General features: G+C 69.8%; 17 protein-coding genes and 2 pseudogenes. 10 read left to right on the top strand and 9 right to left on the bottom strand.

Translation table 11 applies throughout. From position 1 onward, the window contains the following. Nucleotides 1–19: 19 nt before the first annotated feature. The gene (locus I53_RS10600) at nt 20–1,138 is read right to left on the bottom strand and encodes an AI-2E family transporter (RefSeq protein ID WP_043350201.1); all 1,119 of its coding nucleotides are present in this window, start codon (nt 1,136–1,138) and stop codon (nt 20–22) included. A 302-nt stretch (nt 1,139–1,440) separates the two neighbouring features. Between I53_RS10600 and I53_RS10595 the strand changes: the two genes are divergently transcribed. From I53_RS10595 to I53_RS10570, 6 genes and pseudogenes are all read left to right on the top strand, one after another. After that, on the top strand, nt 1,441–1,749 hold the full coding sequence (locus tag I53_RS10595) for an acyl carrier protein (protein ID WP_010683687.1): 309 nt from the start codon (nt 1,441–1,443) through the stop codon (nt 1,747–1,749). Between the two features lie 22 nt (nt 1,750–1,771). Further along, nucleotides 1,772–2,251, top strand: coding sequence for a 3-hydroxyacyl-ACP dehydratase FabZ family protein (locus I53_RS10590; RefSeq protein ID WP_043350198.1), 480 nt, complete (start codon nt 1,772–1,774; stop codon nt 2,249–2,251). A gap of 7 nt (nt 2,252–2,258) precedes the next feature. Continuing rightward, a pseudogene (locus I53_RS10585) lies at nt 2,259–3,385 on the top strand (beta-ketoacyl-ACP synthase). Between the two features lie 370 nt (nt 3,386–3,755). After that, nucleotides 3,756–3,965 carry a cold-shock protein gene (locus I53_RS10580; protein WP_010683690.1) on the top strand — a complete coding sequence of 70 codons (210 nt, stop codon included), beginning with the start codon at nt 3,756–3,758 and terminating at the stop codon, nt 3,963–3,965. 123 nt (nt 3,966–4,088) lie between these two features. Next, nucleotides 4,089–4,457: a DUF6481 family protein gene (locus I53_RS10575; RefSeq protein WP_043350195.1), complete on the top strand. Its 369-nt coding sequence runs from the start codon at nt 4,089–4,091 to the stop codon at nt 4,455–4,457. A gap of 35 nt (nt 4,458–4,492) precedes the next feature. Then, nucleotides 4,493–4,693, top strand: coding sequence for a hypothetical protein (locus I53_RS10570; RefSeq protein WP_043350192.1), 201 nt, complete (start codon nt 4,493–4,495; stop codon nt 4,691–4,693). Between the two features lie 12 nt (nt 4,694–4,705). On the opposite strand, the gene I53_RS10565 is transcribed toward I53_RS10570, so the two are convergent. After that, complete coding sequence (locus I53_RS10565; protein ID WP_043350208.1) at nt 4,706–5,188, bottom strand: GNAT family N-acetyltransferase; 483 nt, start codon at nt 5,186–5,188, stop codon at nt 4,706–4,708. A 2-nt stretch (nt 5,189–5,190) separates the two neighbouring features. Next, nucleotides 5,191–5,958, bottom strand: a complete 768-nt coding sequence (locus tag I53_RS10560) for an NAD kinase (protein WP_043350190.1) — start codon at nt 5,956–5,958, stop codon at nt 5,191–5,193. Between the two features lie 143 nt (nt 5,959–6,101). Between I53_RS10560 and cutA the strand changes: the two genes are divergently transcribed. The 3 genes from cutA to I53_RS10550 all read left to right on the top strand — a co-directional run bounded on the left by cutA (nt 6,102) and on the right by I53_RS10550 (nt 7,747). Beyond that, nucleotides 6,102–6,455 carry a divalent-cation tolerance protein CutA gene (gene cutA, locus I53_RS10555; RefSeq protein WP_043350188.1) on the top strand — a complete coding sequence of 118 codons (354 nt, stop codon included), beginning with the start codon at nt 6,102–6,104 and terminating at the stop codon, nt 6,453–6,455. A 362-nt stretch (nt 6,456–6,817) separates the two neighbouring features. Continuing rightward, nucleotides 6,818–7,075 (top strand): hypothetical protein, encoded by a 258-nt coding sequence (locus I53_RS33145; RefSeq protein WP_148291117.1) that lies wholly within the window; start codon nt 6,818–6,820, stop codon nt 7,073–7,075. An 84-nt stretch (nt 7,076–7,159) separates the two neighbouring features. Continuing rightward, on the top strand, nt 7,160–7,747 hold the full coding sequence (locus I53_RS10550) for a hypothetical protein (protein ID WP_251982287.1): 588 nt from the start codon (nt 7,160–7,162) through the stop codon (nt 7,745–7,747). Between the two features lie 45 nt (nt 7,748–7,792). Here I53_RS10550 and I53_RS10545 read toward each other — a convergent pair whose 3' ends face one another. From I53_RS10545 to I53_RS35040, 5 genes are all read right to left on the bottom strand, one after another. Continuing rightward, complete coding sequence (locus tag I53_RS10545; protein ID WP_043350186.1) at nt 7,793–8,929, bottom strand: glycosyltransferase family 2 protein; 1,137 nt, start codon at nt 8,927–8,929, stop codon at nt 7,793–7,795. A gap of 67 nt (nt 8,930–8,996) precedes the next feature. Beyond that, a complete protein-coding gene (locus I53_RS10540; protein ID WP_051044768.1) occupies nt 8,997–9,755 on the bottom strand; it encodes a lysophospholipid acyltransferase family protein in 759 nt (252 codons plus the stop codon). A 95-nt stretch (nt 9,756–9,850) separates the two neighbouring features. Continuing rightward, nucleotides 9,851–11,380: a phytoene desaturase family protein gene (locus I53_RS10535; protein ID WP_043350182.1), complete on the bottom strand. Its 1,530-nt coding sequence runs from the start codon at nt 11,378–11,380 to the stop codon at nt 9,851–9,853. A gap of 105 nt (nt 11,381–11,485) precedes the next feature. Then, nucleotides 11,486–12,328, bottom strand: a complete 843-nt coding sequence (locus I53_RS10530) for a gamma-glutamyl-gamma-aminobutyrate hydrolase family protein (protein ID WP_043350204.1) — start codon at nt 12,326–12,328, stop codon at nt 11,486–11,488. Between the two features lie 333 nt (nt 12,329–12,661). Next, entirely contained in the window at nt 12,662–12,967 is a 306-nt protein-coding gene (locus I53_RS35040) for a hypothetical protein (RefSeq protein ID WP_148291116.1), read from the bottom strand. Here I53_RS35040 and I53_RS33870 point away from each other — a divergent pair. Beyond that, the gene (locus I53_RS33870) at nt 12,860–13,201 is read left to right on the top strand and encodes a hypothetical protein (RefSeq protein WP_187294334.1); all 342 of its coding nucleotides are present in this window, start codon (nt 12,860–12,862) and stop codon (nt 13,199–13,201) included. The two genes, I53_RS35040 and I53_RS33870, sit on opposite strands and share 108 nt — an antisense overlap. Nucleotides 13,202–13,420: 219 nt before the next feature. Here the strand turns inward: I53_RS33870 and I53_RS35035 are convergent. Continuing rightward, a pseudogene (locus tag I53_RS35035) lies at nt 13,421–13,893 on the bottom strand (histidine kinase); the annotation flags it as partial.

Genomic DNA, 13,893 nt, shown 5'->3' with positions numbered 1-13,893 from the left:
GACTAGCGGGTCCGGCGGCTCAGGCCGTCGCGTCCTGCCCCTCGGTGAATTCCCGCCACAGCAGGACCAGGGCGGCCATCACCGCCGGGCCAACGAACAGGCCGAGCAGCCCGAAGGTCTCGACGCCGCCGAGGATGCCGAGGAGCACCCACAGGAAGGGCAGTTTCGTCGTGCCGCCGATCAGGGCCGGCCGGATGAAATGGTCGGCGACGAAGGTCACGACGAAACCCGCCGCAGCCACCACCAAAGCCGCCGTCACCGAACCCGCCGCAACCAGAAGAAGCGCCGCGATGGCGATGGCCACGGCGGCTCCGAACGGGATCATCGCCGCGACCGCCGTGAAGGCACCGAGGAGCACGGGGTGGGGCACCCCCGCGAAGTGGTACACGATCCCCAGCACGAAGCCCTCGCCGAGGCCCACCAGCACGAGTCCGTCGACGGTGCCGTGCACGGAGGCCACCATCTGGCGGGCGACGCGCTCGCCGCGCGGGCCGAACAGCCGGTGGCAGGCGGTCAGCGACTGGTCCCGCACCGTCCGCCAGTCGCGGAACAGGAAGAACAGGGCCACGAGGCTGAAGCCGAACAGCACGATCCGGTGCACCACCTCGCGGCCGACATTGCGCGACGCCCCGAGCACGGAATTGTTCTCGAACCGGCGCAGCAGGTCCGAGCCCGCCTGCGCGTGGCCGAGATTGTCGTTCCACCACGCGGTCGCCTGCGCGGCGCCGTAGGGCAGGTGCTGGAGGAATTCCGGCGCCGGGATGCCGTTCGCCTCGGCATTGCGGACGAACTCGGCCACGTCGTGGGCCTCGCGGGCGGCCTGGACGCCGAGGATCGCCAGCGGCGCCAGGAAGACCAGCGCCACCGCCGCCGTCATCAGCGTGGGCAGCAGGATGTTGTGCTTGCCCGGCGGGAAGCGGTGCTCCAGCCGCGTGTAGACTGGCCACAGGGCGATCGCCAGCACCACCGCCCAGGCCAGCGCGGGCAGGAACTCGTGCAGGATCCAGAGACCCAGGGCCGACAGGGTCAGCACGAGCAGGACGCGAGCCGCACCCTGGGAGCGCGCCCGCTCCTGTGGCGGGAGGGGTGGCGTCTCGATCCGCGCCGGCGGAGCGGCGGGCTTGGTGATCGGTGGCATCCGTCTGTTCTCCTGAGGACGCGCGGTCCTCTCGCCGTCAAGCTAGGGTCGGCGCGATCGGCGCACATGCGCGTCCGCACACCCGGCGGCGCACGCTTGTGGACAGGCGCTGAAACGCCGGGGAAGCGCCGCGGTTGCCGCCCCTGACACCCTCGTGTAGAGGTCGCCGCCATTCGACGGGGCCGCGTACGAGGGCCCGTATACGCGTAGGGTGGCCGCACGGGGCGTTTCCGCCGGGCCGCCCGGGCGGCGAGGGGGCTCCCGCACGACCGATCCGGAATTCGAACAGCCCGCGAGAAGACATGTCCGACGAGCCCGCCCACGGCAGCGCCACCTTCGAGCGCGTGGCCGACATCATAGCCGAGACCGCCGACATCCCGCGGGACAAGATCACGCCCGAGAGCCACGCCATCGACGACCTCGGCATCGACAGCCTCGCCTTCCTCGACATCGCCTTCGCGGTGGACAAGGCCTTCGGGATCAAGCTGCCGCTCGAGCGCTGGACCCAGGAGGTCAACGAGGGCAAGGTCCCGGCCGAGGAGTACTTCGTCCTCAAGAACCTCTGCGCGCGCATCGACGGCCTCGTGGCCGAGAAGGCCGCCAAGGTCTGAACGCAGGCCGATCCGACCCATCATGCGCCTCGAATATTTCGAGATGATCGACTCCGTGCGGCTCCTCGATCGGGCCGCCGGCCGCATCGAGGCGCTCGCCCGGGTGCCGATGGCCAGCCCGGTCTTCGAAGGGCACTTCCCCGGCCATCCCCTGGTGCCGGGCGTCCTCCTCACCGAGACGATGGCGCAGGCCTCCGGCTACCTTGTGCTTGCCCATCTCGACTTCGCCCGGATGCCGTTCCTCACCGGTGTCGACAAGGCCCGCTTCCGGTCCTTCGTGGGCCCTGGGGCGGACCTCCTCGTCACGGCGCACCTGGAGCATGACGGCTCGGGCTACGCGGTCACCAAGGCGGCGATCAGCCACGACGGCAAGGCGCTGTGCGACGCGGAGCTGCGCTTCCGCACCATGCCGTTCCCGGACGGCCTCGACGCGCCGATGCGCGAGCGGGCGCGGACGATCGGCCTGTTTCCCGATTCGGCGCCGGCCGAACGCGAGCCCTGAGTCAGCCATGAGCCGCCCCGTCGTCGTCACCGGCCTCGGCCTCGTCTCCTGCGTGGGTGAAGGCGTCGACGCCCACTTGGCCGCCCTCGCCGGGGAGGCGGCTCCGCGCACGGACAGCGAGACCTTTGCGCCCTACCCGGTGCATCCGGCGCCGGCGATCGCCTGGGACGGCCAGATTCCCAAGCGCAGCGACCAGCGGCAGATGGAGGCCTGGCAGCGGCTCGGCGTCTACGCCGCCGGCCTCGCCCTCGACGCCGCGGGCGTAAAGGATGAGGCCGCCTTCAAGCAGGCGCTCCATCTCGTCGTGGCGGCGGGCGGCGGCGAGCGCGATTATGTGGCGGACGGGGCGATCCTCACGGCCTGCGGGACGCCGCCGATCCGGGCGCCTACCTGAACGAGCGGCTGCAGAACGACCTCCGGCCGACCCTGTTCCTCGCTCAGCTCTCGAACCTGCTCGCCGGCAACATCGCCATCGTGCACGGGGTGACGGGCGCCTCGCGCACCTTCATGGGCGAGGAATCCGCCGGGGTCGACGCCCTGCGGATCGCCCAGGCGCGGGTGGCTTCGGGCCAGATCGATGCGATCCTGGTCGGCGGCTCCTACAGCGCCGAGCGGCCGGACGTTCTGGTCATCCACGAGATGGGCGGCTACCTCGCCCGCGACGCCTACCGCCCGGTCTTCGCGCGCGGCGAGGCGGGCGGCTTCATCCTCGGTAGCTGCGCAGCGTTCTTGATGCTGGAATCGGCTGCGCATGCGGCCGCCCGCGGTGCCCGTGCCCTGGCGCGGCTTGAGACGGTGGCGAGCGACCGGACCCGGCGCACGCCTGGCAGCGTCGCCGACAGCCTCGAGGCCCTCTGGCGACAGGCCGGCCTCTCGGGCCCCGATCACGTCCTGTCCGGTGCCACCGGAGTCGCGCCGATCACCGCGGAAGAGCACGATGCGCTGGCCCGTCTCGCGCCCGGCGCGCGGCTGCGCGCCCTCGGGGACGTGATCGGGCACGGGCTCGAAGTGGCGGCACCCTTCGGAACGGCGCTCGGGGCCGCCCTCGTCGCCGGCGGCAGCGCCCGCGAGGTCGCGGTGACCGCCGTCGGCCATCGGCGCGGCGAGGGTATTCTGCGCCTCGTTCCGGCCTGAGCAAGCCCGTCCGGTGCCCGCGTGCCGACGGCGCTAGTTCGTGCGGCCGTAACCACAGACTTCATGCGCCCACGCCGCATTGAACTCCCTTATCTCGTTGTTCTCGCGGCCGTTCTGGCGTTGGTCAACCGCATTTTCCGCTGAGAATTTCCCGCATCGGCGGGCCTGTTGCCGGGTGAAATATTTCCCTGCGCTTGCCAAAAAACCGCCGGCGGTTTATTTAAGCCGTATCGGCACGTGTCCGGATATCTTGGACCGTTACGCCTTCGCAGGGCGGTTCTGACTTTCCTATCGCTATCGGTCGATGCCGGCGCCTTCTCGCGTGAGCGGGTGCCATTCCTCACTATGCCTGCGAAGATCAAGGACTTCCATGAGCACCGGAACCGTCAAGTGGTTCAACGAGACCAAGGGCTACGGCTTCATCCAGCCGGATGACGGCGGCAAGGACGTGTTCGTTCACATCTCGGCCGTCGAGCGCGCCGGCCTGCGCAGCCTGAACGAAGGCCAGAAGGTTTCCTACGAGCTGGAGACCGACCGTCGCAGCGGCAAGCAGTCCGCCGGTCAGCTCCAGACGGCCTGATCGCCGTCCTAGGCGTTTCTGTCGAAGCCGCTCCCTTGGAGCGGCTTCTTCGTATCTGCATTCTCTTTCCTTGCCTTTCTCTCGTGGGCGACGGCCTTCGCCGCGCCCGATCCAGGAGTGTCTGTGAGCTTTTTGAAGAATCAGGGTGTCGTCGATCGTCTGGAGACCGCCGCGAAGGCGCGGTCCGAGATGCTGGCCCGGTTCCGGGCGCGCCCGTCTGCCGATGATCCCACGGTCCTGGCTCGCCAATCCGCCCGCCGCGCCGTGGTCGATGCCCGCGAGGCCCGTGCGGCCGAACGCGCCGCCCAGCGTCAGGCCGAGCTCGAGCGCGCCGCTGCCCTGGCCGAGGCCGAGCGTCTCGCGGAAATCGAGCGCAAGCACGCCGAGCAGCTGGCCGCGCAGGAGCGCGCCAAGGCTCTCCAGGCCGAACAGAAGGCCCAGCGCGACGCTCGCTATCTCGCCCGCAAGGCGAAAGCGCAGAAGAAGCGCTGAGGCGCGGCAGCGGCAACACCCTCCAGGAGCCCGGCATGTCCCACAAGTTCAAGATCGGCCAGCGTGTCTGCCGGCCCCGGCTCGGGACCCCCGGCGAAGCGGGCGAGGTCGAGGTGTTCGAGGTCCTGCGGCTCATGCCGCAGGATCAGACCGGCGAGCCGAGCTACCGGATCCGCACGAAGGCCGGCGAGCGGGCGATCCGCGAAGGCGACCTCGTCGCGGCTGCGCAGCCCTGATCCGGGCGCACCTCAGAGCGTCCGGAACATCACCAGCGCATCGACCGGCCCGAGGTCCGGGTGTCGAAAGGCGCCCGGCAGCCGTCCGACCACGGCGAAGTCGAAGCTTTCCCATAGCCGGACGGCCCGGACGTTGGTGCTGACCACGAAGTTGAACTGCATCGCCGTGAAACCGCGCGTCCGCGCCCGATCGAGGGCATGCGCGCACAGGGCGCGGGCGATTCCGCGGCCGATCGCGGCCTCCCCCGTCATGAATCCGCAATTGGCGACGTGGGCGCCTCCGCCCGCCTGATTGGCGCGCAGGTAATACGTGCCGACCACGGTCCCCGCTTCCTCCGCCACGAAGGTCTCGCGGTCCGGTCCGGTCCAGTAGGCGAGGGCTTCGGCCTCGCCGAGGTCGCGGTCGAGGGCATAGGTCTCTCCCGCCCGGATGGTCGGCACGATGATGCGGGTGATCGCCGCGTGATCGGTCGCTCGCGCGGGTCTGATGTCCAGGCTCACCCGAATTGCTCTCGCAGGATGCGCTCGTCGAGGCTGTGGCCGGGATCGTGGAGCAGCACGAGTTCGGTAGCGCGGTCGAGGGATGTCTCCACGGTGCAGACGCGGCGGAACTCGGTGTGATCGGCGACCGCCGCCACCGGGCGGTGGGGCGCGTCGAGCACGTCGATCCGGATGCGGGCGTAATCCGGCAGGAGCGCGCCGCGCCAGCGCCGGGGGCGGAAGGCCGAGATCGGCGTCAGTGCCAGCAGCTTGGCGTCCAGGGGCAGGATCGGGCCGCCGACCGACAGGTTGTAGGCGGTCGAGCCCGCCGCGGTGGCGACGAGTACGCCGTCGGCGATCAGCAGGTCGAGCCGGACGTTGCCGTCGACGGCGATCTTCAGCTTGGCGGTCTGGTGGGTCTGGCGCAGCAGATAGACCTCGTTGATCGCCCGCGCCCGGTGGGAGCGGCCTTCGGTGTCGAGGACGTCCATCACCAGCGGGTGGATGACGCTGCGATGCGCCGTCTCCAGATGCTCCAGAAGGTCGTCGTCGCGAAACTCGTTCATCAGGAAGCCGACCGTGCCGCGGTTCATCCCGTAGATCGGCTTCGGGTTGTCCATGAAGCGGTGGAGCACCTGCAGCATCAGGCCGTCACCGCCGAGCGCCACCACGACGTCCGCCTCCTCGGGCGGGACGTGATCGTAGCGACGCATCAGGGCGGCGGCGGCCTCGCGGGCATGGCCGGTCGGACTCGCCACGAAGGCGATCTTCTGGAAGAGCGCCATGGCTCAGGCGCAGCCGCGCAGGCGCGTCAAAATCGCCTCAGGGTTCACGTCACGGCTCCAGTCTGATGAGCGAACCGCCCGGTTGACGTCCTGGCTTGGCATGGGCCTCACTCTGACGGCACATGCGCAATCGGAGGCATAGCATGGAGCGTCCGCTCCTCGTCTACACCACCTTTCCCGACCTCGCCTCTGCGCTGAATATCGGCGAGGCCCTGGTCCGCGAGCGTCTCATCGCCTGCATCAACGTGATGCCGGGCATGCAATCCGTCTACAGCTGGAAGGGCGCCGTCGAGCGCGGCGCGGAGGTCGCGGCCCTTCTCAAGAGCCGCGAGGGTCTCGCCGACGCCCTGACGGCCGCCCTGAAGGCGCGACATCCCTACGACACGCCGATCATCCTGCATCTGCCGGTCGCCGGCGCGGACGCCGACACCGCCGCCTGGATCCTGGCGGAAACGCAGCCGGACGGCTCGGCTGGAGCGGAGCCCCAGTCGGCCTGATCCAATAGGCCGAGCCGCGGCACGACAAACCGCTGTGCGATCACCGCACCCGGGCGAACACCGCTTTGGCACCGATCCGGACGAACGCGCCGGCCCACCGGCGCCAGGACGACCGGGCGGTCCGGCGCCGCGTTGCGGCGATGGACCATGCCGGCGCCGAGCAGGCTGTTGCCGGCGAAGGTGACAAGAGCCGCCGGCGCTCCCGCGAACAGGACGGCTGCCGTTGCGGTGAAAGCCGGGGGCGCGCTGTCGTGCGCTGCGAGCCACGAGGCGGCGTATCCCGCGATGGGGAGCCCGGCATCTGAAGCCGTCGGATCCATCTGAGCCTCCGACCGGATCCTGCATCTGGCGGTCTGTGGGCGATGAGCGATCTTCGCCCCGATCTGCGGCCGCGGATCGGAGCCGAACCCGTCAGGTTGCCGGCCTCGCTGTCGGGCGTCTGTGGACAAGACTTCTGCGCCGTCGGACGCCGCATGGAGCGCGTGCATCCGGGTATTTCCTTTGACTTGCTTCTCGGCGTCGTGAACAGATCTAAGTTTGCATGCAAAGTTTCGAGATTAAAGATCGATGTTTCAGATAAAGAAAAGCATCGGAAGTTCGTTGCACGGGAAAAAGATTGAGAAGATCTGGCGGCCGATTTTAATGGGCTGCGGCGCGCGTCGCGCCCGAGACAAAGCCGAGGGGAAACCATGGGATGGTTCAGGATGGCAGACCGCGCCGCTGCGGCTCTGCTGATGTCGGTCATGGGCGCCCTGAATGTTCAGGCGGCCGGCGATCCGAAGAAGGAACCGTTGATGACCATCGAGGCGGCGCCGTCCGGTCCGGCCGGTCTCGCCTCAGCCGATCCGCCCGCCTTGCGGTACGGGGTTCTCTATGCCGACGACAAGGGTCACAGCCATGTCCAATACTGTGACCTGAAGAATTTCATCTTCAAGAGCTACGCGCCTCCGGCAGCGCCGCAATACGTCGGCTTTCCGCCGGGGGAGGTGGCGTCGATCAAGTATGCGGTCCTGCCCGTCGGCTATGTCGGCACGTGGCACACGGCGCCGGGGCCGCAATGGGTGATCACCCTGTCGGGCCGCTGGTCGGTGGAGGCCACCGACGGGAGCGTGCTCGAGCAGGGACCCGGCGAGGTGGAGTTCAACGCCGACATGGGATCGACGCCGCAGGGGGCGGAGGGCCATGTCGGGCACCTGACCCGGAAGGTCGGCGATGTGCCGAACGTTCAGCTCATCGTCTCGCTGAAGCCGTCTTCCGGAAAGGCCCGCAACACCAACCCGTGCCAGCCCTGAACGCGTGATCCGGGCCGGCGGTGGCCTTCCGTCGGCCTGCGCGGGTCAGCCGCCGCTCACGGGATAGCTGCGCCCCTTCCAAGTGGCCGCGCCGGCTCGCTCGCGGCGCAGGAGCACGTTCCACTGGATCGCCAAGGCCACCGCGACCGCCGCCGGGTGGAGCGGGATCGTCGCCCAGGGTGCCCGGACCGCCACCGTGACGGCCGTCCGGGTCGCCAGCGACAGGGCCAAGGCCAGGGCGGCCAGGGCCAGGGCGGAGGCGGGCATCAGCCCGAGCAGGCCGGCCAGAATGAGGAGCGGCGGCAGGACCTGGCCGCAGCCGAGCAGGAGCGTCCAGACCGGAAGGGCGCGGGGCGTGGCCATGCCCTCGTGGGCGTTCTTGGAGAAGCCGGCCCAGGCTTGGGTGAAGCCATCGTACATCCGGCATGTCGCCAGCGCGGCGGCGGCCACGAGATCCGTCCGGTAGCCCGCGGCACGGAAGAGGCGGGCCAGGCGGACGCCGTCATGGAGGGATTTGCGGATCGCAGCATGTCCGCCGACGGCCGTGTAGGCCGCACGATCGACCAAGATCAGCTGACCGCAGGCCGCGCCGAGCGACGGGTCCGGCAGCCGACGCATCAGCGGCACCGGCAGGAAGCCGAGGAGCAGGAAGTCGATCATCGGGACGGTCAGCATCTCGCCGAGCGTGTCCGTGCGCTGCCGGGGTACGCCGCTGACGAGCGCCGCGCCGGTGCGGCGGGCCTGGGCCGCCACGGCAGCCGCGGCCTCGGCTTCGAGGCGCACGTCGGCGTCCAGGAACAGCAGGTGGTCGCCGCGGGCGAGGCCGGCCATATGGCTGCAGGCGTGGTTCTTGCCCGTCCAGCCTTCGGGAAGGGCCGGCATCGAGACGAGGCGCAGACGCGGATCGCCGACGGCGCGCACGATCTCCGCGGTCGCGTCCGTGGAATGATCGTCACCGACGATCACCTCCACCGGAACCGATGTGCTGGCGAGCGCCGCCCGCACGGTGGCGTCGATGTTGCCGGCCTCGTTGCGTGCCGGGATCAGGATCGAGACCAGGCCCGTCCCGGTCTCCGGCATGGGCCGGCGCAGAGCCGCGAGATTCACCGCCGCCAGCACGGCCGGCAGGAGGGCGGTGACCAGGCAGAGCAGGGCCAGGGCCGTGAGGATCGAATCGGTCATCGTCCGCGCCGCGCTGGTGTCGGGTCTCGACCTGGGATCGTACGGGGCCGGGCGCGAGCGGAAGGGGTCATCCGGCGCGATCCTGGCCGCCCGCGGCGCGATGCGCCGGATCGAAGCGTCGCCCGGAGAGCCGGGCCGCCACGCGTCGCCACAGATCGTAGAGGCCGCCGACGCCCTTTCGGCCGGAGACCAGGGTGCGGAAGCGTCCGGGTTCCCGGCTGATCACATCGGCGCTCAGACGGTCGAGGGTCGTGGTCAGGTCGGATTCCAGGCGCGCGAGCCGCTGGTCTCGCGGAAGCGCGGCGAGTTCGGATCCGCCGATCCCGGGACCGAAGGCCACGAAGGCGCCGGCGCCGCGCTCGTCCCAGAAGGTGTATTCCACGGCGAGGGGAACGAACAGGGCGTCGGGGGCGATCTCGGCGAGCCGTGCCACGCCGGGCCTCAGGGCCAGCGGCCGTGCGCGGGCATCCGCGAAACGGCCCTGTGCGGTGATCCAGAGCATGCCGTCGGAGGACGCCAGGATCGACCGGGCGGCCGTGAGGAACTGCGCCGCCCCGCGCGGGCTCTCCAGGTCGACCCCGAAGGCGCCGATCCGCTCGAAGATCCGGTAGCGCGCCAGCATCGCGGCGTCGAACGGGGCGCGGCTCCATCGCTCCGGATAGAGGCGGCCGGCCAGCACGACGATCAGCGCGGCGTCCCACCACGCCGGGTGGTTGCTATAGACCACGATCGCGCCCGGATGGCTCGTCGCCGGCGGTGTGCTCCAGAGGGGCAGCCGCACGGCGTCGAGGTGGCGGTGCATATAGCGCTCGAACCACGCCACCATGAAGGCGCGGATTCCGGGCGAGATCGGGGGCAAGGGGGCGCCGCGCGTACCTCTCTCGCCCCCCGGGACGGAGGCGGGAGGTGGCGGCGTCGCCGTCACGCCGAGGCGCGCAGGGCGCCGCGGGCGTCCTGGTCGTGCGCGTCGGCGGCGATCCAGCCCGACATCATCACCATCGGCATGCCGGGCCCCGGATGGGCGGCGCCCCCCGCGAGGTAGAGGCCGCGCACCTGCCGCGAACGGTTTCCAGGCTTGAATGCGCCCATCACCCGCCCGTGGGAGGCGAGACCGTAGATCGCGCCATTCAGCACCTTGTAACGCTCGTGGATGTCCTGCGGCGTCAGGTGGCGCTCGACGACGATGCGCTCCTCCAAGTCCGGCATGCCGCCGGTGCGCTTGAGCTTGTCGAGGATCGTCCGGCGGTAATTCTGGAACAGCGGTCCGTCCGGACGCCAGTCGTGGTGCGGGCGCAGATACGGCGTATGCACGAGGACGTAGAGCGCCTCGCCACCCTCCGGCGCCACGCTCGGATCGGTGGAGGAGGGCGCCGCCAGATAGGCGGTCGGGTCCGGGGCCGGCTCGCCCTTGTTGTAGATGTAGTCGAACTCCTCTTCCGGATCCCGGGAGAAGACGAAGTCGTGGTGGTTCAGGTGCTCGTAGCGCTTGTTCAGGCCGAGATAGAGCACCACGCCCGAGCAAGCCGGCTCGGGGTTCTTCTTGGCGTAGACCTTGGCCGCTTCGCCGCCGACGAGTTCGCGGTAGGTGCGGACCGAATCCATGTTGGAGATCACCGCGTCGAAGGGCGTGACGCCGTGGGCAGTCCGCACGCCCCGGACGGCGCCGTTCGCGGTCTCGATTCCGGTCACCTCGGTGTCGGTCTTGCAGGTGGCGCCGAGTTCCTGGGCGAGCTTCGCCAGCCCCACCGCCACGGCGCGGGTGCCGCCCATCGGGTACCAGACGCCGTCGGCGGTCTGCATGTGCGCGATGGCGCAGAGCACCGCCGGCGCGCCATAGGGCGAGGAGCCGACATATTGCACGAAGTGGTCGAGCATCTGCGCGAGCCGGGCGTCCTTGACCTTGCCGCGGATCGTCGAGGCGACGGAGGCGTGCATGCGCAGGGAGAGCACGTCGCGCAGCGTGCCCGGGTTCATGTTGGCGCGGATGTTGATCGTGTCGAACAGGTCTTCGACCGGCTTCCAGAAGAAGAACTTTTCCGAAACGCCGTGCAGGTGTTCCGAGATCGAGAGGAACTTCTTGTAGCCCTCGCCGGTGCCGGGCGCGAAGCGCTCCATGTCGCCGGCCATCCGCTCGACGTCCTGCATCAGGTCGATCTGGGTGCCGTCATCGAAGAAGCACCGCCATTGCGGGTCGAGGCGGCGCAGATCCATGTAGTCGTGGACCGAGCGGCCGGCTTCAGCGAAGATCCGTTCCAGCACCCGCGGCACGGTCAGGATGGTCGGGCCCATGTCGAAGCGGAAGCCGCCCTCGTGGAGCACCGCCGCCTTTCCGCCGAGCCAGCCGTTCTTGTCGTAGACCGTCACGCGGTGTCCCCGCGCGGAAGCGACACACGCGGCCGCCAGACCGCCGAGTCCGCTGCCGATAACGGCCACCGTTGAATCCTGGCTCATCCTGATAGGTCGCTCCCCGGGCCTTCCACGAACGTGACCCGCGACAGCGAAGCTAGCCCCGGGGTCGTGCGGGTCAACGCGCCACCCGGTCGCGGCCGCATCCGGTCAATGCTCACCTGTGGACAGCCGGGTCAGAAAGTTGCCGATCTCGCGGCGGCGGCGATCCGCCTCCAGCACTTCCGGCCCCAATCCGTGGCGCCATGCGAGCCGGCGCACGGCTGCGGGCTCGCCTGTCTGAAGGCCTGCGATCTCGTCGGCATAGGCCGCCACCGTCTCCGGATCCTCCGCCAGGCCCGCCGCGACGATGGCCGTGTCGCACAGGCGGAGCATCGCGGCGACTTCGTCCAGGTCGAGCTCGGGATGATACTGCGTCCCCCAGAACCATCCGTCCCCCTGGCGGATCTCGATCGCCTGGATGCCGAGGATCCGGTTCCCGGCAAGCACGCGGGCGCCCGGCGGCGGTTGCAGCACCGCATCCGCGTGGATCGCGGGGGCGTCCCACGTGCCGGGCCGGCCGGCGAGGAGCGGATGGGTCCGGCCCTCCTCGGTCGGGGTAATGGAGCGGGCGAAGCCGTATTCCGGCCCGCGCGGGTTCTCGGCGGCCCGCCCGCCCGCCACCGTGGCGGCGACCTGCACGCCCCAGCACGATCCGAAGATCGCCAGCCCCGCGTCTAGGGCGGCCCACATCAGCACGAGCTGCCGCCTCACCTCGGGCGTGCCCTCGGAAACTCTGAGCGTCGAGCCGGTGAAGATCATGCCGTCGAAATCCGCGAGGGTCGCCGGGAGGGTGGCGTCGGCATCGGCGGGGCTGACGAGATGGCAGCTGATTTCCGGTCGAAGATCCCGGACCACGGCCGCGTAGGACTCGGCCGAGGTTCGGCCGGTGGCCGCGACGTGCCGGTCCCGGGCCGCGCGGTCGTTGCCGTCGGCGATGAGCAGGCGGAGCATGGGAGTTCCGTTGAGCGGGGCCGTGCGGCGGGGAAGCTGCATGTGCGCTCGCGGAGCCGCGGGGAAACGGCGCGGATCGTCGCGGGCCGAGCATGCCGCAGCCCGGAGCGGCTCCCGGAGCCCGTCGCGGGCGACCGGGTCGGAGCGCCCCGGCCGGACGCACCGGGCAACGATCATGGTGTGACGGATGCCGAGCGCACAGGTCTCGGCGCGGGTCTCGGCACGGGCCAAGGGACGGAGCTCCTGCCCATCCCTCGGGCTGTCGAATATTATTTATTCGTTGGCGCATCCAAATGAATGATGCGCAGAATCCCGCATACGATTTATCTTGGATCAGATCATTACTGAAATCGGGCTATGCTGGAGGGCGAAATGCCGGATTTCACAGGGATCGAACTCTGTGTCCGAGAGAGGTGGGGTCTCCTCGTCCACGACACGGAAGCCGTCCGTCGCGCGGCGCAGGCGGGCGCCTGCGCGCGGTCTTGCAGGACGGTCGTGCCGAGGCGTGCCGCGATCGACGACCGTCATCCGATGATCGAGCTGAACGGCAATTGCCTCGCCTTCGCGACGCTGCCCGATGCCGTGGGCCAGCCGGTTTCCGGAAGGTGGACCGGCTGTGCTCTCAGGGGGCACGGCCATGTCGGCGAAGTCCGCGCCTCGGCAACGCGCACCGGGCGGGATTATCCGATGACCTCGGAGGGCTCCCGGCAAGATCCTGACGGGACGAGCGTGGACCCTCCGCTATCCGTTCGGCCGGACTCCCGCAGCCATCCCCTCTCCGGGCAGGCGGGGCTGGAGACGGTGCTGCGGCCGCACCTGCAGTTCGGCGCGCCTGCCGCCTTGGGCGGATCGCCGTGGCGCAGCGCGCCGTGATCGTCTCGGGATCGCCTGGGACGTCTCAGATTCAATCGGTGAGGCGACCACATGTGGAGAGCCCTTCTGATATGGCCGGTGTTGCTCGTGATCGGCCTGACGCTTCCCGCATTCCGGACGCGCTCGACTCCGCCCGTCCATCAGGCGGCCGAGATCGAGGCCCTGGTGAACCGGGCGGGATGGCCGCCAGCGCGATGCCCTGCGGCCCGAACAATCCGTCGACTTGATCATTCCGACCACTGCATCGACCTCGCCGGCATTGGCAGCGAGGTTGCGCACCGTCGCATCCGTCGCCGTCGCCTGGTTGGCGATCTGCTGGGTGCGCTCGGAGACCCGCCCGACCTGGCCCGAGATCTCGTGGATCGAGCTGGTCATCTCCTCGGATCCGGCCGCTACGGAGTTCGCGCGCTCGCTCGCCGCGTCCGCCGAGCGGTTCAAGCCCTCCGCCGATTCCTTCATCTCGCCGATCGCGGTTCCGAGTGCCTCGACGACGCCGGCGACGTCTTCGGCCATGGCGAGTTGTGCGGTGATGACCGACCAAGTCAACATCGGCCCGACATAGGCTCCGTCCGCGTCGGTGATGGCGGAGACTTGCAGGTCGAGGGTCTCGGGTCCGACCTTGATCCTGGTGCGGTGCGGCAATCGGCGCGCGTCGGCGAGCATGTTTCGCTGATGATGCGGGTTCTGGAAAA

The sequence above is a fragment of the Methylobacterium sp. B1 genome, assembly GCF_000333255.1.
In the GTDB taxonomy this organism is placed as follows: Bacteria; Pseudomonadota; Alphaproteobacteria; order Rhizobiales; family Beijerinckiaceae; genus Methylobacterium; species Methylobacterium fujisawaense.
Note: the sequence above shows the minus strand (reverse complement) of the source record. Positions and strands in the feature narration are given on the sequence as shown.